Below are 20,055 nucleotides of genomic sequence, written 5' to 3' on the forward strand. Positions count from 1 at the left end.
GTCGGCCTGGTCGGGGCCGGATCGTCGACCCGGCAGCAGCCGTCTGTGCGAGATGTCCGGCATCACCGGACGACGGTTGCTACCGGTCCCCGAAGATCGTGCGGTGCCAGTCCTTCCGGGCCACCGCCGTATTGTCGAACATTACGTGCTTGACCTGCGTGTACTCCTCGAAGGAGTACGCCGACATGTCCTTGCCGAAGCCGGAGGCCTTGTACCCGCCGTGCGGCATCTCGCTGATGATCGGGATGTGGTCGTTGATCCACACACAGCCCGCCTTGATGTCGCGGGTGGCGCGGTTCGCCCGGTAGACATCGCTGCTCCAGGCGGAGGCGGCGAGGCCGTACGGGGTGTCGTTGGCCAGCCGGATGCCCTCATCATCATCGCCGAACGGCAGTACGACCAGTACCGGGCCGAAGATCTCGGACTGGACGATCTCGCTGTCCTGGGCGGCGTCGGCGATCAGGGTCGGCCGGTAGTAGGCGCCCTTCGCCAGGTCGCCCCGGGGCGCCTCGCCGCCGGTCACCACGCGCGCGTAGCGGCGCGCCCGGTCCACGAACCCCGCCACCCGGTCCCGCTGGACGTGCGAGATGAGCGGGCCGAGGTCGGTTCCGTCAGCGAACGGGTCGCCGAGCCGCACGGTCTCCATCAGCGCGGCGGTCCGCTCCACGAACGCCTCGTAGAGCGGTCGCTGTACGTACGCGCGCGTGGCGGCCGTGCAGTCCTGGCCGGTGTTGATGAGCGCGCCGGCGACCGCGCCGTGGACGGCGGCTTCCAGATCGGCGTCGTCGAAGACGACGAAGGGCGCCTTGCCACCCAGCTCCAGATGCAGCCGCTTGACGGTGGCGGTGGCGACCTCGGCGACGCGCTTGCCGACGGCGGTGGACCCGGTGAAGGAGGTCATGGCCACGTCGGGGTGCCCGACGAGGCGCTCCCCGACCTCCCTCCCGGTCCCGGTGACGATGTTGACGACCCCGTCCGGGATACCGGCGTCCGTGGCGGCCTGCGCGAAGAGCAGCGAGGTGAGCGGGGTCAGCTCGGCGGGCTTCAGCACGATGGTGTTGCCCGCGGCGATCGCCGGGAGGATCTTCCAAGCCGCCATCTGCAGCGGGTAGTTCCACGGCGCGACGGACCCGACGACACCGATCGGCTCGCGCCGGATGTACGACGTGTGGTCGCCCGAGTACTCGCCGGCGGACTGCCCCTGCAGATGCCGGGCGGCGCCCGCGAAGAAGGCGGTGTTGTCGACGGTCCCCGGTACGTCGAACTCGCGGGTCAGCTTCAGCGGCTTGCCGCACTGCAGGGACTCGGCGCGGGCGAAGTCCTCGGCGCGCTCGGCGAGCACGCCGGCGAACCGGTGCAGGGCGTCGGAGCGCTCGCCCGGGGTGGCCGAGGACCAGCCCGGGAAGGCCTCGCGCGCGGCGGTGACGGCCGCGTCGACGTCGTCGGCGCCGGCCAGCTCATAGGTGTACACCTCGGCGCCGGTGGCGGGGTCGACCACGGCGTGGGTGCGTCCCGAGGTGCCCTTGGCCGGCCGGCCGGCGATGAACTGCGCGCCGTCGGCGAATCGCTCCTCGGCGGGAAATCGTTCCGGGGTGGCGGTGCCCGGGTTGTGCATGTCGCTCTCCTCCGCCGTTCGCCCCGTCCCGGGGGGTGGGTGGCGTAGCTCCAGCTCGATTTGAGTGCCGATCCTGACAGAGCAATAGGACTCCAACAAGTGATTCCGTTGTTGCCTTTTGGTTACGCGACGGAATCTGTCGACCAGATGTCGAGTGGAGACGGAAAAGGGCGGACGGAGTGTCAGTGGTGCGTGCCAGACTCGCGTGCATGGGAAAGATCGACGGGGTGGAAGCGCTGATCAGCGAGGTCCGGGCCGGGGCGAAGGTGAAGTACCTGCACTTCTGGGGGCACCGGCCGAGGCCGGACGGCAGGATCGGCGCGAGCTGTCTGAGCCAGTGGTGGCCGTCGCCCTTCGTGGTCGACGGGGTGGAATACGCGACGGCCGAGCACTGGATGATGGCGGGCAAGGCGCGGCTCTTCGAGGACGCGGAGGCGGAGCGGCGGATCCTGGCCGCGAAGGATCCCGCCCAGGCGAAGAAGGCGGGGCGGCTGGTGCGCGGCCTCGACGAGGCGATATGGGAGCGGGAGCGCTTCGGGATCGTGGTCGAGGGCAGCGTGGCGAAGTTCGCGGCCGACGGGGCGCTCCGCGCGTTTCTGCTGAGCACGGGCGATCGTGTGCTGGTCGAGGCCAGCCCGCTCGACCGGGTGTGGGGGATCGGGCTGGCGGCGGACGACGCGGCTGCTTCGGATCCGGAGCGGTGGAGAGGGCCGAATCTGCTGGGGTTCGCCCTCATGGAGGCGCGTGAGATCTTGGCCGCGAAAGAAGCGGTCTAGAGAAGCGGTCCAGCCCTTGGGCTTGCTGCAGCGCCCGCTGTTTCAGGTGTTGACCGCGATGATGATGCCGATGAAGCCCGCGACGATGGCGATGCCCGCGCCGCCGCAGATGAGGCCCGCCAGGGCCATGCCGGGGTTGGTGGCCTCGCCTCGCTTCGCCTTTGCGCGGCCCAGGATGCCGAAGATGATGGCGAGGACGCCCATGATCAGGGCCAGCGGCCAGAGCACGAAGAGGACGGCCGACAGGATGCCCAGCACCAGTGAGGCCGTGCCCATGCCGTTGCTCGGCATGAGCGGCATGCCGGGCCAGCCGTAGCCGTTGGCGGACGGATAAGGGGTGCCGTACGGCGGCTGCTGCTGCAGGCCCGGGTAGGCGTACGCCGACGCAGTGCCCGGGTAGCCGTACGGCACCTGGCCGGGGCCGGTCGGGGCGATGGGCGGCGGGGGCACCGGCTCCGGTCCCGCGTGCTGCGTGGCCGGCGGGGCGTACGGGTTCGCGGGGGGCGTGGCCGCGGGAGGCATGGCCGGCGGGGGTGCGAAGGGGTTCGCCGCCGGGGGTGTGGCGTGGGCGGTCGGCGGGGCCCAGGACGGCCGTACGGCGTCGGCGGGTTCGGCCGGGGTCGCGGGCAGCGAGGTCAGGGTCTGCTGGTAGTGGACGGAGTCGGCACGCGTGCCGGCGTCCGGGCGGGACCCGGGTATCGCGTCCTGCACCGCGCCGGGCTGCTCCCCCGCCCCCTTGTCCAGGGACACCGGCGGTGCCGTCGGGCTCGTGCCGGCAGGCCGGTTCTCCTGTGGCGTGGACTGCGGCACGTGGTCGGACATGGTGATGGACCCCTCTGCTGACTGTGTCGCCATGCTAAGGGCAGGCAAAGGCGGCGCGAGTCGGGGCCTACGATGATCTCGCGCAACCGATCAGCCGATCACCGCGCCCGCACCACGGACCCCGCTCCGCGGGCGCCCTTCCCGGGGAGGACCCCATGACCGACAGTTCCGTATCCGCCGGCGGCTCGGCCGACCGCGATCTGCGGACCTTCATCGCCGGGCTGCCCAAGGCGGAACTGCACGTCCACCATGTCGGCTCCGCCTCCCCCCGCATCGTCTCGGAGCTGGCCGCCCGCCACCCCGACTCCAAGGTCCCCGCCGACCCCGAGGCCCTGGCCGAGTTCTTCACCTTCACCGACTTCGCCCACTTCATCGACGTGTATCTGTCGGTCGTCGACCTGATCCGCACCCCGGAGGACATCCGGCTGCTGACGTTCGAGGTGGCCCGCGACCTGGCCCGGCAGCAGGTGCGCTACGCCGAGCTGACCGTCACGCCGTTCTCCTCCACCCGGCGCGGCATCGACGAGCTGGCCTTCATGGCGGCGATCGAGGACGCCCGCAAGGCGGCCGAGGCCGAGTTCGGGACCGTGCTGCGCTGGTGCTTCGATATCCCGGGCGAGGCCGGCCTGGAGTCCGCCGAGGAGACGGCCCGGCTCGCCACCGACGACCGGATCCGCCCGGAGGGACTCGTCTCCTTCGGACTCGGCGGGCCCGAGATCGGCGTGCCCCGACCGCAGTTCAAGCCGTACTTCGACCGGGCCATCGCCGCCGGTCTGCACTCCGTGCCGCACGCCGGCGAGACGACCGGCCCGGAGACGGTCTGGGACGCGCTGAACGAGCTGCGCGCGGAGCGCATCGGGCACGGCACCAGCTCGGCGCGGGACCCCAGGCTGCTCGCCCACCTCGCCGAGCAGCGCATCCCGCTGGAGGTCTGCCCGACCTCTAACATCGCCACCCGCGCGGTACGCACTCTGGACGAGCACCCGATCAAGGAGTTCGTGCGGGCCGGGGTGCTGGTCACGATCAACTCCGACGACCCGCCGATGTTCGGCACCGACCTGAACAACGAGTACGCGGTGGCCGCCCGGCTGCTCGGCCTGGACGAACGCGGCGTCGCCGGCCTCGCCAAGAACGCTGTCGAGGCCTCGTTCCTGGACCCGGCCGGCAAGACGCGGATCGCGGCGGAGATCGACACGTACACCAGCACCTGGCTCGCTTCCTGACCCGGGCGGTACGCCCACCACAATGGGGGTCATGCAGACCGTGACCGCCGTGGCCCACCGCGGCGACCCCTACCGCTTCCGTGAGAACACCATCGACTCGCTGCGTTCCGCGCTCGACCGGGGCGCGGACGCGGTCGAGATCGACGTACGGCTCACTTGCGACGGCATCCCCGTGCTGCTGCACGACGACACGCTGCGGCGGCTGTGGGACGTCGACCGGCCGCTGGCCGCGCTGTCCGCCGAGGAGGTGCGCGGGCTCACGGCGGGCGGCGTGCCGACGCTGGCGGAGGCGCTGGCGGCCATCGGAGACAGCCGGGTGATGGTGGACCTGTGCGGGCGGGTCGACCGGCGCATGGCGGACCGGGTGGTGGACGTGATCCGGCAGAGCGGGGCCGGCGACCGGGTCTACTACTGCGCGGGCGCCGAGGCCATGCTCGCCGTCCGCGCCGCCGACCCGGCCGCCGAGATCGCCCTGACCTGGACGACCCTCGCCCCGCCCCGGCCCGCCCTGCTGGCCGCGGTGCGCCCCCACTGGCTCAACTACCGCTTCTCCCTGGTCGACCGGGACCTCGCGGCCCGCGTCCAGCACGGCGGCCACCTGCTCTCCGTCTGGACCCCGGACACCCGCCGCTCGATGAGCCGCCTGCTCGGCCTGGGCGTCGACTCGATCACGACCAACCGGGTCGACACCCTGCACGCCCTGCGCAACGGCCGTTAGGAACCGGCGGACTCCGGCGGGGGCGCGCCGGCCTGGGCATCCGCGCCCTCTCCCGCCCGGCGACGAGGTGAGGGCCGCGCAGGAGCGCTACATCCGCGCCGCGATGGTGTCGCGCCAGTGCCGCCCGTCCCGTTCGCCCCCCCGGCCACCATCGCTCCCGTCTCCCGTGTGTGTCTCACGTGTACGTCACCTGCTGTAGAGCAGCGTGCCGAAGCCCAGTTGGTCGTAGCCGCCGCTGTGGGGCCCGTAGTCGCCGCCCCCGCCTTCCGCGCGCACCTTCTCGGCCATGGCCGTGACATACGGGGGGGCTGAGCCTGCGGCGGCGGGCGTAGTGGTTGTGCAGAATCTCCGAGACCGGGCGGATCTCGCCACGGGCCGTGGCGGAGAGCACGCTCTGCTCCCGCCACCGGCCGTGTCCGGTGCCGGACCGCCGGCCGTACGGGGTGAAGGGCACGTCCTTGCCGAGGTTGTAGCGGGCGAAGGCGGCGTGGATGTCGTTGTAGAGGGTGCGGTAGTTCTGGCCGGAACCCGCTCCGCGGTACACGGTGGCCTGCGGGCGGGCCTGCCAGGTGCTCTGCGCGTGCGGGTTGGCGGTCAGCCGCCGCCGGCCGGCCAGGGGTCCCGGCCCGCGGCGACCCGGACCTTGGCGCGGTGCAGGTCGGCGGCGTTGTGCAGGAGCCCGGGGTGGGCGAAGGCCCGGCTCGCCCTCTTCGAGCCGGCCGGTGCGGCATCCGCCCCGGCACCGGTGAACGCGGCGATCCCGCCCCCGAGCGCTCCGGCCGCCGCGAGTGAGCCGCCGAGCGTGAAGAGCCCCCGGCGGCTCGGACGGTGCTTGTTGACGTGCTCGTGGGCAGGGCTGGGCATGCGGGGTGACTCCGTGCGTGAGGAACCGGTGACGCAAGGAGACGGGGCGGAGGGGGCACCGATAACAGTTTCTTACGCGGCGAGAGCCGGGGAGCCCAGCGACTCCAGCCGCTTGATCTTCTTCCGTACGACATACAGCGGGACGACGCCGAAGACCCCGAAGGACATGCCGATCAGGCTCCACCAGAACGGGATTCCCCGGATCGGTCCGCAGACGAGGGCGAGCGGGATGATGCCGGCGCAGGCGATCATCCCGAACTCGACGACCCAGATGTTGCGGACGGGGTCGCGGTACGGCCCGTAGAAGGCGACCGCGATGACGATGTGGGCGAAGGCCAGCCAGTCGGTGCCGTAGAGGAGGAAGGGGTAGTCGGAGTCGGCGGTGTCCAGCCCGTCGCGCACCCGTGAGATCCAGTCCGTCAGTCCCGGCAGGTGGTCGGGCACGTGCAGCGCGGCCAACGCGCTCTCGGTCCAGCGCAGTTCGTGGACCAGGGGGAAGGCGGTGGCCCCGCTGAGCACGAGGCACACGACAAAGAGGACCAACCAGACGCGAATGCCCTTGAGCAGGGCGGCTCTGTCGCTCATGGGATGAGCGTACGCCGACAATTGAACGCGTTCAAAACCACCCCTCTCCCACTCTTCACCCCAGGGGAGCGTCCAGCGGCACCTGCCACACCCCGGGCAGATGCCCGTCCAGCTCGCCGGGCTCGAAGCGGCACATGCCGACCGCGTGCCAGAACTCGCCGGTGACGTCTCCCTCGTGCTTGTAGCCGCCGGACGGGGACAGTGCTGCCCAGCCGCCGGGCATGCCGACCAGGGTGACCCGCAGGGTGGCCGGGGTGTCGGCGGGGACGTTCCACAGCCGTACCGTTCCGTCTTCGCCGCCGCTGGCCAGCAGGGAGCCGTCGGGGCTGAAGGCCACGGCCAGGATTCGGCCGGTGTGGCCCGTCAGAAGAGCCGTCTCCTCACCGGTGTCGGGGTTCCAGAGACGAACGGTACGGTCGTCGCCCGCCGTCGCCAGCAAGGCCCTTGACGGATGCACCGCCGCCGTCCAGAGCTTGCCGGTGTGGCCGGTCAGCCGGTGGTCGATCTCGCCGTCCCGCCAGATCACCGCCGTACCGTCCCAGGAGGCGCTGGCCAGCCAGGAGCCGTCGGGGGCGAAGGCGACGGCGTACACCCGGTCGGAGTGGCCGTCGAGCTCGGCGGTGATGCCGTGGCCGTCCATCTCCACGATCCGCACCTTGCGATCGTCGCAGCCGGTGGCCAGCACCGCGCCGTCGGGCCGGAAGGCGATCGCGCGCACCCGCCCGAAGTGCTCGGTGATGGTGGCGACATGCGCTCCGGTGGTCCGGTACCACAGCCGTACCGTGTCGTCGTCGTTGGCGGTGGCCAGGAGTTTGCCGTCGGCGCTGAACGCCTCCGCCCACACATGGTCGGTCTCGACGTCGAGTTCGCGCTGGTACTCGCCGGTGGCCGCGTTCCACAGGTAGATGTCGCCGTCGCTGCTGGCGGTGGCCAGCAGGGGGCCGACGGGGCCGAAGGCCGCGGAGACCAGGCGGTCGCTCTGGCCGGTGAGTTCGCGCAGCCGCCGGCCGGAGGCGGCGTGCCACACCCGGACGACACCGTCGTTGCCGCCGGCCGCCAGCATCGCGCCGTCGGGGCTGAAGGACAGGGTGCCGATGCGCCGGCCGTGGCCGCGCAGGATGCGCCTGCCCTGTCCGGTGGCGGGCTCCCACAGCCGTACGACGCCGTCGTTGCCGCCGGTCACCAGCAGCGCGCCGGGGCCCTGGGCGGGTGTGTCGCCGTGCGGGCGGAACTTGCACACCCACACCGAGCCGCGGTGCTCAGCGGGCTGCCGGTTCAGTGGTACGGCGACCGGGTCGGCCGCCGGGTCGATCCGCCACAGCCGGACCACCCCGGCGCTGTCCCCGGCGGCGAGCAGGGCCCCGTCGAGGTCGAACAGCACCTGGTACACGGCTCCTTGGCAGCCGCCGAGGAGCCCGGCGGAGCCGCCGGTGGCCAGGTCCCACAGCCGTACCTCGCCCTGGGTGTCACCGCTGACCAGCAGGGTGCCGCCGGGGTGGAAGTCCAGGGTGTAGACGCGGCCGGAGTGTCCGGGCAGCTCGTGGCGCAGTGCCCCAGTGGAGAAGTCCCACACCCGCACCGTGCCGCCGCGCTCGTCGTCGCCCCGGTCGGCGGTGGCCAGCAGGGTGCCGTCCGGACTGAACCGCGCCCGGTACACCACGCCGTGGTGACCGGGCAGCTCGCCGGTCTGCCGCCCGGTGGCCAGGTCCCACAGGCGTACGACGGTGGAGGCGTCCCCGGTGACCAGAGTGGTGTCGCCGGGCCCGAACGCCACGGTGTAGACGGGCGCGGAGTGTCCGGGCAGCCGGTGCAGCGGGGTGCCCGTGGCGGTGTCCCAGACGGTGACGACGCCGTCGGCGTCGCCGGTGGCCAGGCGTGCGCCGTCGGTGTCGAGGGCCACCGGCCACACGCCGTTCCGGTGGATCTCCAGCCGGTGCAGGCAGCGGCCCGAGACCGGGTCCCACAGCCGTACGGTGCCGTCGGAGCTGCCGGTGGCCAGCACGCGTTCGCGGAACTTGACCGCGTAGACCCGGCCGGTGTGGCCCTGCAGGGTGCGCAGCGGGAGGCCGGTGCCGGCGTCGCAGACCAGGACGCCGCCGTCCTCGCTGCCCACGGCGAGCAGTTCCCCGTCGGGGCTGTAGGAGATGGGCTCGGGCAGTCGGATGCGGGCCTCGTAGCCGTAGGGGACACCGACGGTGGAGGGCCGGAAGCCGGCGTCGACGGACATGCCGGGGGCGACGGCCGCACCGGCCAGTTCCGGAGCGCGCGCCACGGCTCCGGTGGTCGCCGCGATCAGCGCGGCCCGCTGCCACCGGCCGCCGTCGACGCGGGCGCCGGTGAGGTCGGTGCCGATCAGCCGGGCCCGTCTGAGGTCGGCGCCGCGCAGGTCGGCGCCGGTGAGGTCCGCGCCGTCGAGCCGGGCGCCGACCAGCCGGGCGCCGCGCAGGACGGCGCCGGAGAGGCCGGCGCCGACGAGCCGGGCGTCGGTGAGGTCGGCGCGGGTGAGGTCGACGCCGGAGAAGTCGCGGTGGGACAGGTCCTCCCCGGCGAGGGCGGCGCCGCGCAGATCGGTGTGGGCGGGCACCCGGAGCCGGCTGAGGATCTTCACCGCGTTGGCGTGGGCGGCGTCCAGTGAGCCGTCCCCGGGCGGGCCGGACAGTTCCCGCTCGGCCCAGGCCTGGCAGATCCGGTGGTCGGCGAGGTCGCACAGGAACTCGACGGCCAGCTGGCTGAGTTGGCGGCGGCCGAGCAGGCTGCTGTCGCCGTCGGTGAGCCTGCGGGCGCACTCGCGGGCGACGAGCCACTCCACCACCGAGCCGTGGATGAACCGGAACACGCCGTCGTCGCTGCGCACCAGCAGGCTGCCGGAGCCGATGGCGTGTGCGGTCTGCGGCGCCGACAGCCGGGTGTCGGCGAGCCCGGTGAGGGTCTCGGCGACGTCGGTCAGCTCGTCCAGGCGCAGTGAGTCCTGGCCGCTCTCCCACAGCCGCAGGGCGAGTGCGGTGACCGCGTCCCACAGCTGCTCCAGGGAGAGTCCGGGCGCCCGGCCGGGGCCGCCGCCGGCGCGCTGCGCCTCGAAGCTCAGCCAGGCGGTGAGCACTTCCTGGTACAGCCCGGCGGGGCTGAGGGCGCGACCGGCGCCGGCGACCGCGCGCAGCTGGTCGTCGTCGAGGTCGGCGACGAAGCCGAGCAGCCGGGGGTTGCGGCACAGGGCGAGCAGGTCGGGGATGGCGTCGAGGAGCCGGAGCCGGTGGTCGGCGGCGCGTTCGTCGCCGTCGTAGCGGTTGACCAGGTAGGCGCGGATCTGCTGCGGGGTGAACTCCTGGACGGCCAGCACCCGGCGGTGCGGGAGCAGGCCGACGCGTTCGCCGAGCGCGGTGAGCACCTGGCCCTGGGAGCGGAAGTGCTGGGTGCGGCTGGAGACCACGATCTTGGCGCTGTCCACGGCGGAGTCCAGCAGCACCTGGAGGCGTTCGGCGGCGCGGTCGTAGGTGACCTGGTTGACGAGTTCGTCGAAGCCGTCGAAGAGCAGCACGATCCGGCCCTGCTGGAGCATGTACCGGAAGGCACGCAGGTCGATGTTGTCGACGCCGTGGGCGGCGAGGTGGCCGGCCACGAGCCCTTCGAACGAGTAGGCCCGGTCCAGGGCGTTCAGCTCGATCAACAGCGGTACGAGGTGCGGCAGTTCGCCGGGGATACGACGGGCCAGCTCGCGCAGCGCGAAGGTCTTGCCGTGCCCGAAGTCGCCGAGGAGCAGCAGGAAGCGCCCCTGGTCGGAGTCGAGCAGCCGCAGCATCTCGTCGACGAGCCCGTCGCGGTCCTCGGCGTCGAGGCGTTCCACCTCGCGGTACCGCTGCGGCAGGTACATGCCCGGGGGATAGCGGAAGTCGGTGCGCAGCCGCTCGCTCTGCGCCAGGACGTAGCCGCGCAGGTCGAGCAGGCCCTGGAACTCGGTGAAGCTGCGCACCCGGACGCCCCGGCGGCGGGCCGCGTCGCGCAGCTCGCGGGCGGGCGGCGGGCCGTCGTGGACGAGTTCGGCCTCGGTCTCGGCGTCGGCGGCGTGCACGAGGGCCACGAACCGGTCGACGTCCTCGCCGGTCGGGGTGCCGGTGTGCACGGCCACGCGCTGCTGGCGGACGAAGCCGGACTGGCTCCAGGTGACGAGCAGTTGGGGCACCGGACCGTCCACCGGGCGCAGCTGGGCGCCCTCGTGCCGGGTGCGGCACACTTCGGCGACCCGTGCGAGCAGTATCTCGGCGGGGGTCTGTACGGCGCGGGGTTCGGGGTCGGGGGCGACGGGGTCCGGATCGGGGGCTTCCCCCGGCAGGGGCGCGAAGGCCCGGTCGGACCGTTGCCACTGGGCCGGCCGCCGCCGCGGCTCCCCCGGCCCCTGCCAGACGGCGAGCCCGTCCCTGCTGACCCGCACCAGCTGGTGCGCGCCGGGCCGGACCGTGCCGATCACCGGCACCTCGCCGGCGGCGGTGGCCAGGTCGGGCTGCGCCGCGCCGGCGTCGGCCGGGCCGTGCAGCAGCAGATGGAGCCGGGGCGCGGTCAGCCGGGTCAGCACATCGGTGTCGCGCAGCGGACCGCTGCCGTCCAGGGCGGCGGTGCCCGGCGCTCCGCCCCGGCGGACGCCGGAGGCGGCGGGCCGGCCGGCACCGGGCGCATGCCGTACGACGCCGATCCGCAGCCATCCCTCGGTCTCGTGCGGCCGCAGCGCCTGCGCGAACCAGGCGGCCTGTTCCCGGCCGATCACCCCGTACTGGTCGTCGGGCCGATGGCTGTAGGCCATGGACGAGTTCAACCCCGCGACGACGGTGTGCAGTTCGGGCACGGGAAAGAGGGTCCACGGCTGATCGCTGTCGAAGACGACGTCCAGCCCCTGGTACAGCTCCTGGAACAGCCGGGCGAAGTGCCGCCACTTGGGCCAGTAGGGCGGCCGGGGCGGCATCTCGTCGGCCTCGCAGGTGCTGAAGTAGGCCTGACAGGCGGCCTGGTTGACGTCCTGACCGCCGGGGACGAGGGCGACCCGGTGCGGTTCGAGCCCGAGCAGGGCCCGCAGCCCGGTGAGAAAGGCGAGGGCCTGCTCGAACTCGCGCCGGCTGCCCGAGGCGGTGAGATCCCCGGTGACGACCAGCAGGTCGGGCGAGGGCGCCCCCGCGTCGGTCAGCTCGACCAGGTCGCCCCAGATCGCGGCCTGCAGTTCGGCGGGGTCCTGCCCCCGCCCGAAGGCGGGCCCGGCCAGCTGGAGCACGGTGACCGCCTCCCGCTCCCGGACCTCCGCGGACACCCGCGGATACGACGGCGCCGCGGCCGGTCTGCGCCGCCCGGCCCAGCCGGGCCCGCCGAGCGGCCGCCCGGGACTCGGGACGGCCGGGGCGGTGGCCGGGGCGGGCTGCCCGTTCGCGCCGCCCGGATATCCGGGCGCGAGGCTGGGCCGGGCCCGCCCGTCGAGGGCCTGCCGGACCCGGGCGAGCAGCAGCTCACGGGCCGCCGCCGGATCGGCGACCGGCACCAGGTCGACGTAGGTGATGGTGGCCAGCAGCCCCTCCACCGGGATGTCCTCGACCCGTACGGTGAGCAGCCGCCGCTCCGGCGCGTCCGGATCGGCGCGCAGCGCGGCCTGCCATTCCATGCGCCCGTACCGGGAGCGTTCGTAGTTGCGTGAGAGTACGGCGATGACGGCGGCGGACTCGCTCACGCCGCGGTCCATGAAGTCGACGAAGTTCGTGCCCGGCACGAAGTCCCAGGCCTGCAGAACCGTCCGGTACCCGGCCTCTTCCAGGGTCCAGGCGATCCAGGACGCCCAGCGTTCGTCGGCGGGTGAGTAGCTGATGAAGAAGTCCAATGGCCCGGTGTCCCCCGGGGCGTTCTGTCGAGCCACCATAGTATTCATGATGCCGTGAGAAGAGAGACCGATACCCGCCGTTTCCAGGCGTTCGACAGCCTCCCGAGTGGCGGCCCGGTCACAGAAGAGCACAACTGTGCGACCCTTCCCACCGTGCGTGCCTTCTTGCGTCTGCATGTCCTCGACCGGGTGGCGATCGGTCTGCTGGCGACCGGACTGCTGTGTGTGGCCACGGGGTTGCTGCCCACCGGTTCCGCTTCCGCCGCGATGACCCGCATCGCACCGCTCCTGGGCTTCCTGGGCACGGTGATCGTGCTGGCCGAACTGACCAGCAGGGCCGAGGTGTTCGACGTGCTGGCGGCCCGGGTGGCGCGGGCGGGCCGGGGCAGTTATCCGCTCCTGTTCCTCCTCTGCGTGGCCTTCGCTTCCGTCACGACGATCGCCCTGAACCTGGACACCACGGCCGTCCTGCTGACCCCGGTGATGCTGGCGCTCGCCTCCCGGGTGGGCATCGCGCCGGTACCCCTGGCGATGACCACGGTGTGGCTGGCCAACACGGCGAGCCTCCTGCTGCCCGTGTCCAACCTGACGAACCTGCTGGCCGCCAACCGGGTCGCCCTGTCCCCGCTGGGCCTGGCGGGCCGCATGTGGGCGCCGCAACTCGCCGCGCTGGCCGTGACCATGGCTTGTTTGTGGCTGTTCTTCTGGCGGCGGGGCAGGCGTGGGGGGCCTGTTGCCGACGAGTCCGGTCTGCCGGCCGCCGTGCCGGTGTCGGGCCCCGGTGCGGCGCGCGCGGCGGACGTCCGCCCCGGCGCGGCCGACCGCTACGCGCCGCCCGCCGTGCACCGCCCCGTCGACCCGGTGCTCTTCCGCGCCTGCGCGCTCGCCTGCGCCGGCTTCCTGATCGCCATCCTGGTGGCCGACGTCCCGCTGTGGATGGCCTCCGCGACGGCCGCGCTGGTCGCCGTGGCGGCCTTCGCGGTGCGCGACCGTTCCGCGATCCGGCTGTCGCTCATCCCCTGGCGGCTGCTGGTGATGGTGCCCGGCATGTTCCTGGTGGTCGAGACGGTCAACGCACACGGGTTGCATGAGCTGCTGGCCTCGGCGGTCGGCGACGACGGCGGCACGCTGGGCCTGTTCCGCGCGGCGGCGGTGGGCGGCGGCCTGTCCAACGCCCTCAACAACCTCCCCGTCTACCTCGCCGGAGAGGCGGCGGTCCCGGTCGCCAACCACGACCAGCTCCTCGCCCTGCTGGTCGGCACCAACGCCGGCCCGGTGATCACCCCGTGGGCGTCCCTGGCGACGCTCCTGTGGTACGAGCGCTGCCATGCGTACGGCGTACGGGTGCCGATGGGGCGCCTGATGGGGACGGGCGCGGTGCTGGCGACGACGACGGTGGTCGCGGCGGTGGCGGCGCTGGCGCTGACGCGCTGAGCGTGTCGCCTTCGCCTGCCCGCCGGCCGGCCGCCATCGCCTCCCGGCCCGGTGTCAGGACTGCCCCTGGAGGAGCAGCTGCCGGAGTTCGGCGGTACACATCATGTAGCCGTCCGGCGCGGGCAGGTGTTCCAGGTAGTGGGCGAGATCCGCACCCAGCGCGAAGACCCGCACCGGGGTTCCCGCGGCACGCGCGGACTCCACCACCCTGCGCATCGCGTCCAGGACGGCGGGGTGCCGGGTCTGGTAGGAGTCGGCGACCAGGTGGTTGGTCCGGTCCGCGGCGAGACAGAACTGCACCAGGTCCTTCGTGCCGACGAACAGTTCACTGGCGCCCGCCGCGCAGAGCGCCCCGGCGGCGTGCACCGCCGCGGGCGTCTCGACGAACGCCGACAAGGGCACCTCCTCCGGCACCTCCAGGTGCGCCCTGATCCGGGTGAACTCCCGCTCATCGGTGAGGAAGGGCACGGACAGGTGCACGCGGCCCGCGTCCGCGCCGAGCCGCTCCCGCAGGGAGCCGAGCACGGTGTGCAGCGCGTCCCGGTAGGCGGTCGAACCCAGGAGCCAGCGAGCGCCGTGCAGACCGAGCTCGGGGTTCGGTTCGACCGGCACCGGGGCCAGCTCGGTGACGCCGGCCGCGTGGTCGGAGCGGAGGTCGAGAAGCCGCAGGACCAGTCGCTGGCCGGGCAGGAGTGCGTCGGCGTAGCCGCACAGCCGGTCCGCGACGGACTGCCCGTAGCCCGCGATCCGGGCGGGGCCGCCGGCCAGGGAGTCCAGCGGACGCAGGGCCGCCGCCAGGCAGAGGAACTCCTCCCGGATGAAGAAGCAGTCGACCCGCTCCGCGACGGGCCCGCACGCGTTGATGGTCCGGACGTCCTGCAGATCCGCGATGACCGCACACGCCGAGCCGAGATCGGCCGGCCCGGGGCCCGGGGCCCACGACCCCGAGGCCTCGGCCCTCGCATCGGGCCCGACGACGATCGTCTGGCTCTCCAGGTCCAGCGTCACTTCGCCGACCAGGTCGGTGAGATCCGCCTCGTCGACGCGGAGCACGGGAATTCCCCTGCCCCGGCAGAGGGACTGCATATGGCCGGTCAGCCCACCCGAACCGCAGACGACCGCCCGCGCCGTCACGATCGCGTCGTACAGCCCCACGTCGAGGCCGGGGGCGACCAGGATGGATCCCTCGCGTGGCCTTCTGGTGCGGTTGCACGTACCGCGCAGCACACTCTGTGCCCCACCGGCCAGCAGGAACCCTTGAATCCGTCGCCCGTTCACCTGGTACTCCAGTGCGGTTTCGTGCCCTGACCAGCAGTCTGGCAGCTGTCATGGCCGGTGCGCGGAAGACCGCGGCGAGCAAATGGCGGATTTCTGGGACTGTCAGTCCCTCGGATCTTCGGCGTCCGCGGCCCCCGGTTCGTTCGCCAACCCCAGTTGCCGGCGCAGTTGCAGTGGTGTCACGGAGACGTCGGTGAGCCGCCCGACGGCCGCCCGGTTGACGACCACCCTCATCAGCCGTTCGCGCCGGAAGGCCTCCTTCGGAAGTCCCGGAAGACCGGGAGGACCGGGAGGACCGGGAGGACCGAGGGGACCGGGGAGGGCCGGGCGTCCGCCGATGGCCCGGATGCAGGCGTCCACCCGGGAATCGAGCAGCTCCCGCTCGCGTCGCGTCCGCGTGGCCAGCCTCCGCACCTCCAGAAGCACCGCCTCCTCGAACCCGCCCCGCGCGGCTTCCCCCAACTCGCCCACGTCGCAGCGGAATTGATCCATGTCCTGTGCCGGCCCGTCCTCCCGCAGTTCCAGTTCCGCGACCACGCGCGCGGCCACCGCGATCGACTGGTTCTTGATGGCGGCGAGATTGAAGGCGAACGCACCGGTCCGGCCGTTCCGCACGAGCTCGTCGCCCTCTCTCGGCACACCGACCGCGGAGATCGGGCCGGCCGGCTCCCCGTCGGGGCCCAGGAGCGTTCCCTGTGCGTCGACCTCCAGGCCGCGCCCGGTGCGCTCATGGGGTACCGCGATCCCCTTCCGGAGGAGATTGCGCCAGAGCGGCCGGCCGACCCTGCTGTAGTCCCACTCCCTGCCGAAGTGGGACACCACCAGGTCGGCCTCGATGGAGCGTCTCCGCTCCGCGGTCGCGACCGAGACGACCAGCCGCCCCGACGCCACCGGCGTGACCCTCTCCACCGCACCGACGACCAGCTTCACCGGCCCGTCCGCGGGGCGCATCGCACGCTCGATGACCGCCATCGTGTACTCCACCGCACCGACCCGGAACGCGGCTATCGCGGTACTGAACTCGTCCAGCAGGCCCCGCAGTTCCGCCGAGGGAATGCGCTCGACGACCTCGGGAAGATACGGCTCCCACGCCTTGGCCACCCGCTCCGCGATCACCGACGGATGCACTCCGGGGTGCTCCCGGGCGACCGTCGAGCACGCCGCCTCCCACTCGGACCAGACCCGGGCGACGAACTCCTCCCGGTTCCGGTACGGCTCCAGCAGCGCGCTCGGGCAGGGCAGTCGTAACACTCGGTGCTCGTGGCCGGCCGGGTACGTCCGGAACACCGTCCCGGTCCTGGAGATCAGATGGATCCTCCCGGTGTGCCCCTGGCGCAGCAGCAGACCCGCCGAGTCGTACGCGCTCAGCACGGATCCGACGATCGCGACGGTCGCTTCGGACGGCAGCGTCTCCAGCTTGCGGACGCCGGCCTCGGAGAACGGATTCCGCACGAAGGAGGGGTGTGTGAGCACCTCGGCGGCGAAGGGCGGTTCCCTGAGTTCGAGACCGGTCGCGAGTACGACGTGATCGGCGGACAGCACGGACAGCAGGGCCGGTTCCGGCCCCGGCCCGGCCCCGAGGCCGCCCGCGGACGGCCGGCGGACCGTCACATCGACACCGGCCGACCGTACGTTCATGTCGACCGCCTCGCCGTCCGCTTCGACGAGTACGACACCGGGACAGGCCTCCCGCCGGGCCTCGGCCAGCCGCTCGGTCAGGTAGTCCTGGAAGATCCTCCTCGGCGCCGGGCCCTGCTCCACGAACTCGTGCTCGGCCCACTGCGCCGGCCAGCCCCTGCGGTCCGCCTCGGAGTTGGCCCAGCGGACGAAGTCGAGAACGTCCTCCCGGAACAGCGACATCCGGCCCGCCTGGATGTTGAACACATGGTCCCAGGGGTTGCCCTCCCGGTGGTACGCGACGCCGGCGGACCGGTAGTCGGGACGCTTTTCGAGAAGCACGACCTCAAGCGGCCTGCGGGCGAAGCGGAGCAGTCGGATCGCCGTGGCGGTACCGGCCAGCCCCGCCCCGACTATCAGCACCCTACTTTTTGACAGCACCGACGAATGCCGCCCAGACGGGCGCCGAGAAGACGACGGCGGGACCGGTCGGGTTCTTGCTGTCGCGGACGGGGACGTGGGTGGGGGCGGCGGTGTCGTTCACTTCGAGGCAGTTGTCGCTGCTGCCGCCGCTGTACGACGACTTGCGCCAGCCGGACAGCGCCGAGGTGTCAGGAATGGTGTGCTCGCTGCACTTCATGTTCGTAACCCTCCGCGACAGACCTGAGTAGGTCCAGGGACTTTCGGCGCGACAAGGCGTCGCCCAATGCTTGATCGTAAAGCTCCTGGCACTCGCGCACCATGGATGGCAGTTCCATGATCCGCCCGTTCTTCACGCCCTCCGCATAAGCAATGGGCGGAAGGTCTTCGAACCACATGAGGGAGAGAAATCCCGCCTGTAGGGCATGGGCACCCACGGAGTACGGGAGCACGTGGACGCGGATACGGCGGCTCTCACTCAACTCCACGATGTGACCCAGCTGCCGGCACATCACGGCCGGACCTCCGACCGCACGCCGCAGTACTGCCTCATCGAGGAGCCAGCAGACCTCGGGCGAGTGGAAGTTGTCGAGAATGCGCGCCCGTTCCAGCCGCGTGGCCATCAGCTTGTCAAGCTCCTCGTCGCTCTTGCGCGGATAGCCGGAGCTGAAGACCTCGTACGCGTACTCCTTGGTCTGCAGGAGACCCGGCACCAGGCTGGGCGCATACTCGCGGATCTCGATCGCCTGGCCCTCGAACTCCAGCGCCTCCTCGAAGTGCTCGGCCACCCTCCTGCCGTCCAGCGTCGGCAGAAACCGCTCGAAGAACCCGCCGGTTTCCAGCACTTGATCCAGCCGCTGCGCATCCTTCACATCCGGCCTGCGCCGCCCCGCCTCGATGTGGGCGATGTGCGTGCGGGACATCAGCGCACGTTGGGCCAGTTCCTCTTGCGTGAGACCCGCCGCCTCCCTCCGCTGCCTGAGTTCCGCCCCGTACTTCTCCCGCGAGATCGGGTTGTCCTCGATGGCCACCTTTCAACTCCCCCTCTTGCAGACGCCGTTGTCACGCTCCGTCATCTTCCGAAGGTACTCCCGCCCACCTCACTCTGTGCACGTATCGCCACGGAAAGTGAAAGGCGCGGGAATGCAGGACAAGCAAGAGGACGGGTTCGTCGGCGTGTACCTCACGCTGGCGGTCTCCCGGGACGGAGGCCGGACGTGGGGCCCGACGGTGACGTACCGGCCGCCGAAGAACGCCGCGCCGCTGGACCTGTCGGGACGGTTCCCCCCATGTGCGTGCCCTCGGTGCCGGGAGAGAAAGGGCTGACGAGGTCGAGGAGGTGCGGCAGCATCTCCGGGCGCCCGGCGACGAAGGAACGCCCCGTGTCGGGGCCGCCGAAGCCGCCGCCGAACTCCGCGCCGTCGAGGTGCCGCAGGGCGACGCCGGCCTCGCGGGCGAGCAGCGCACCGGCGGGGAGGTCGATCGCCTCCGCGCGGTAGCCCACGAAGCCGTCGATGTCGCCGCGGGCCAGCATGGCCCAGGCGACCAGGGGTGCCCAGAGCTGGAGCAGGCGGCGGGAGCGGAGTTCGAGGGTGTGGCGGAGGGCGCAGGCGACGGGGTCGTCGCGGGAGACGGCGTGGCCCTGGGTCCAGGCGAGCAGGGGGCCCGCGGCGGAGAGCGGGCGAGCGCGCGGCGGGACGGCGAGGCGCCCGCCCGGCCCCTGGGCCCCGCCGCCCCGCCGAGCGGACCAGGTACGGGCGGTCAGCGGATCGTGGACGACGCCCACGACGGGCGTGTCCTCGACGCAGAGGGCGACACCGACGACGTAGACGGGGAGCCCGATGACGACGTTGTTGCTGCCGTCGAGGGGATCGATCAGCCAGGTGCGGCCGCCGCCGTCACCGGCGAGTTCGCCGGACTCCTCGGCGAGGATGCGGTCGTGCGGGAAGCGGTCCCGGATCCGGCCGACCACCAGCTGCTCGGCGGCCACGTCCAAGTCGGTGACGACGTCGCCCTGTTGGCCCTTGGCGTGGGCGGCGAACCCGTCGGGGAAGCGGGACCGCAGCAGCGCCCCGGCCTCCTCGGCGGCGCCCACGGCCGTACGGTGCTCGACGGCGTAACCGGCCGACGCGGACGACGGATCGGACGGCGGGTCGGACGACAGATCGGACGACGGGTCAGGGTTCGGGCTCATGGATCCTCCTGAGGGCGGCCCGAGCGATCCGGGCGGTCTGGGTCGCGTCGCACGTCCGGCGGACCATGCGGTGCCCCGGGGCGGACGGCGGGCCCAGCGAGAGGTCCGGCCGGCCGGGCAGGGTGCGCCCCAGGACCAGGGTGGCGGTGGGGCGCCCGTCCGGCACCACGCTGGTATGGAATTCACCCGCCGGGAGGGTGTAGCTCTGCCCCCGCGCGCTGGTCTGTTCCACACCGGGCCGTAACCGCACCAGCCGCCCGGTGGGCCGTAGTTCGTCCACGCCGGAGGGATCGCTGAGTACTTCGAAGACCCGGTGGGTCGGTTCGCCGGTGTCGTCGTCCACGTCGATCCGCCGGTTGTCGAGCCGCCCGAAGAGCACCGTGCTGGTCAAGTCCCAGCTGTGGCAGTGCACTTGGGGCACGGACCGGTCGGGCTCCGCCTCCGGAGTGCCGAAGACGTGGACGCAGACGCCGTCGTCGCCGTCGCGCAGGACGGGCAGGCAGACGAAGCCCAGTGGATGGCGTACCGCTTGCAGGGCGCGACGGCCCGAGGCGATCCGGTCCAGTTCCGACACGGCGTGCCGGATCAGCTCGGCGCCCGCGTGCCGCCGAGCGGCCCGTTCGAGGGCCGGGTAGTCCATGTTCCTTCCCCCTTGGCCGGA

At 72.5% G+C, this 20,055-nt stretch carries 16 protein-coding genes; 4 read left to right on the forward strand and 12 right to left on the reverse strand.

Translation table 11 applies throughout. The features are described from left to right. Positions 1–79 precede the first annotated feature (79 nt). A complete protein-coding gene (locus tag AB5L52_RS12815; RefSeq protein WP_369364076.1) occupies positions 80–1,615 on the reverse strand; it encodes a gamma-aminobutyraldehyde dehydrogenase in 1,536 nt (511 codons plus the stop codon). A gap of 209 nt (positions 1,616–1,824) precedes the next feature. On the opposite strand from AB5L52_RS12815, the gene AB5L52_RS12820 reads away from it, so the two are divergent. Then, entirely contained in the window at positions 1,825–2,391 is a 567-nt protein-coding gene (locus AB5L52_RS12820; protein WP_369364078.1) for an NADAR family protein, read from the forward strand. A gap of 42 nt (positions 2,392–2,433) precedes the next feature. Here AB5L52_RS12820 and AB5L52_RS12825 read toward each other — a convergent pair whose 3' ends face one another. Then, positions 2,434–3,213 (reverse strand): DUF4190 domain-containing protein, encoded by a 780-nt coding sequence (locus AB5L52_RS12825; protein ID WP_369364080.1) that lies wholly within the window; start codon positions 3,211–3,213, stop codon positions 2,434–2,436. A gap of 155 nt (positions 3,214–3,368) precedes the next feature. Between AB5L52_RS12825 and AB5L52_RS12830 the strand changes: the two genes are divergently transcribed. Then, a complete protein-coding gene (locus tag AB5L52_RS12830) occupies positions 3,369–4,436 on the forward strand; it encodes an adenosine deaminase (RefSeq protein WP_369364082.1) in 1,068 nt (355 codons plus the stop codon). 31 nt (positions 4,437–4,467) lie between these two features. After that, positions 4,468–5,154 carry a glycerophosphodiester phosphodiesterase gene (locus AB5L52_RS12835; protein WP_369364084.1) on the forward strand — a complete coding sequence of 229 codons (687 nt, stop codon included), beginning with the start codon at positions 4,468–4,470 and terminating at the stop codon, positions 5,152–5,154. 175 nt (positions 5,155–5,329) lie between these two features. On the opposite strand, the gene AB5L52_RS12840 is transcribed toward AB5L52_RS12835, so the two are convergent. From AB5L52_RS12840 to AB5L52_RS12855, 4 genes are all read right to left on the reverse strand, one after another. Then, positions 5,330–5,698 (reverse strand): hypothetical protein, encoded by a 369-nt coding sequence (locus tag AB5L52_RS12840; protein ID WP_369364085.1) that lies wholly within the window; start codon positions 5,696–5,698, stop codon positions 5,330–5,332. 50 nt (positions 5,699–5,748) lie between these two features. Then, positions 5,749–6,018, reverse strand: a complete 270-nt coding sequence (locus AB5L52_RS12845) for a hypothetical protein (RefSeq protein WP_369364087.1) — start codon at positions 6,016–6,018, stop codon at positions 5,749–5,751. 72 nt (positions 6,019–6,090) lie between these two features. Then, a complete protein-coding gene (locus AB5L52_RS12850; protein ID WP_369364089.1) occupies positions 6,091–6,603 on the reverse strand; it encodes a hypothetical protein in 513 nt (170 codons plus the stop codon). Positions 6,604–6,658: 55 nt separating this feature from the next. Further along, on the reverse strand, positions 6,659–12,490 hold the full coding sequence (locus AB5L52_RS12855; protein ID WP_369364091.1) for a TIR domain-containing protein: 5,832 nt from the start codon (positions 12,488–12,490) through the stop codon (positions 6,659–6,661). A gap of 114 nt (positions 12,491–12,604) precedes the next feature. Here AB5L52_RS12855 and AB5L52_RS12860 point away from each other — a divergent pair, with 114 nt between their 5' ends. Further along, a complete protein-coding gene (locus AB5L52_RS12860) occupies positions 12,605–13,885 on the forward strand; it encodes an SLC13 family permease (RefSeq protein ID WP_351024578.1) in 1,281 nt (426 codons plus the stop codon). A gap of 54 nt (positions 13,886–13,939) precedes the next feature. Here AB5L52_RS12860 and AB5L52_RS12865 read toward each other — a convergent pair whose 3' ends face one another. The 6 genes from AB5L52_RS12865 to AB5L52_RS12890 all read right to left on the reverse strand — a co-directional run bounded on the left by AB5L52_RS12865 (position 13,940) and on the right by AB5L52_RS12890 (position 20,034). Next, positions 13,940–15,163, reverse strand: coding sequence for a putative PEP-binding protein (locus AB5L52_RS12865; RefSeq protein WP_369364093.1), 1,224 nt, complete (start codon positions 15,161–15,163; stop codon positions 13,940–13,942). A gap of 102 nt (positions 15,164–15,265) precedes the next feature. Beyond that, positions 15,266–17,218 carry an FAD/NAD(P)-binding protein gene (locus AB5L52_RS12870; protein ID WP_369368864.1) on the reverse strand — a complete coding sequence of 651 codons (1,953 nt, stop codon included), beginning with the start codon at positions 17,216–17,218 and terminating at the stop codon, positions 15,266–15,268. Next, positions 17,205–17,420 carry a DUF397 domain-containing protein gene (locus tag AB5L52_RS12875; RefSeq protein WP_369364095.1) on the reverse strand — a complete coding sequence of 72 codons (216 nt, stop codon included), beginning with the start codon at positions 17,418–17,420 and terminating at the stop codon, positions 17,205–17,207. The genes AB5L52_RS12870 and AB5L52_RS12875 overlap by 14 nt, the downstream gene beginning before the upstream one ends. Further along, entirely contained in the window at positions 17,392–18,231 is an 840-nt protein-coding gene (locus tag AB5L52_RS12880; protein ID WP_369364097.1) for a Scr1 family TA system antitoxin-like transcriptional regulator, read from the reverse strand. The genes AB5L52_RS12875 and AB5L52_RS12880 overlap by 29 nt, the downstream gene beginning before the upstream one ends. Positions 18,232–18,383: 152 nt before the next feature. Continuing rightward, positions 18,384–19,394, reverse strand: coding sequence for an inositol monophosphatase (locus tag AB5L52_RS12885; protein WP_351024568.1), 1,011 nt, complete (start codon positions 19,392–19,394; stop codon positions 18,384–18,386). Beyond that, complete coding sequence (locus AB5L52_RS12890) at positions 19,378–20,034, reverse strand: hypothetical protein (protein ID WP_351024565.1); 657 nt, start codon at positions 20,032–20,034, stop codon at positions 19,378–19,380. Before AB5L52_RS12890 ends, AB5L52_RS12885 begins: the two co-directional genes overlap by 17 nt. Positions 20,035–20,055: the final 21 nt, after the last annotated feature.

The organism is Streptomyces sp. CG4, from assembly GCF_041080655.1.
GTDB lineage: Bacteria > Actinomycetota > Actinomycetes > Streptomycetales > Streptomycetaceae > Streptomyces.

Excerpts from the sequence above, each read along its gene's own strand:
- AB5L52_RS12825 (WP_369364080.1), bottom strand. The coding sequence starts at position 3,213 with ATGTCCGACCACGTGCCGCAGTCCACGCCACAGGAGAACCGGCCTGCC.
- AB5L52_RS12885 (WP_351024568.1), bottom strand. The coding sequence starts at position 19,394 with ATGAGCCCGAACCCTGACCCGTCGTCCGATCTGTCGTCCGACCCGCCG.
- AB5L52_RS12845 (WP_369364087.1), bottom strand. The coding sequence starts at position 6,018 with ATGCCCAGCCCTGCCCACGAGCACGTCAACAAGCACCGTCCGAGCCGC.
- AB5L52_RS12815 (WP_369364076.1), bottom strand. The coding sequence starts at position 1,615 with ATGCACAACCCGGGCACCGCCACCCCGGAACGATTTCCCGCCGAGGAG.
- AB5L52_RS12890 (WP_351024565.1), bottom strand. The coding sequence starts at position 20,034 with ATGGACTACCCGGCCCTCGAACGGGCCGCTCGGCGGCACGCGGGCGCC.
- AB5L52_RS12830 (WP_369364082.1), top strand. The coding sequence starts at position 3,369 with ATGACCGACAGTTCCGTATCCGCCGGCGGCTCGGCCGACCGCGATCTG.
- AB5L52_RS12820 (WP_369364078.1), top strand. The coding sequence starts at position 1,825 with ATGGGAAAGATCGACGGGGTGGAAGCGCTGATCAGCGAGGTCCGGGCC.
- AB5L52_RS12875 (WP_369364095.1), bottom strand. The coding sequence starts at position 17,420 with ATGAAGTGCAGCGAGCACACCATTCCTGACACCTCGGCGCTGTCCGGC.
- AB5L52_RS12855 (WP_369364091.1), bottom strand. The coding sequence starts at position 12,490 with ATGGTGGCTCGACAGAACGCCCCGGGGGACACCGGGCCATTGGACTTC.
- AB5L52_RS12835 (WP_369364084.1), top strand. The coding sequence starts at position 4,468 with ATGCAGACCGTGACCGCCGTGGCCCACCGCGGCGACCCCTACCGCTTC.
- AB5L52_RS12850 (WP_369364089.1), bottom strand. The coding sequence starts at position 6,603 with ATGAGCGACAGAGCCGCCCTGCTCAAGGGCATTCGCGTCTGGTTGGTC.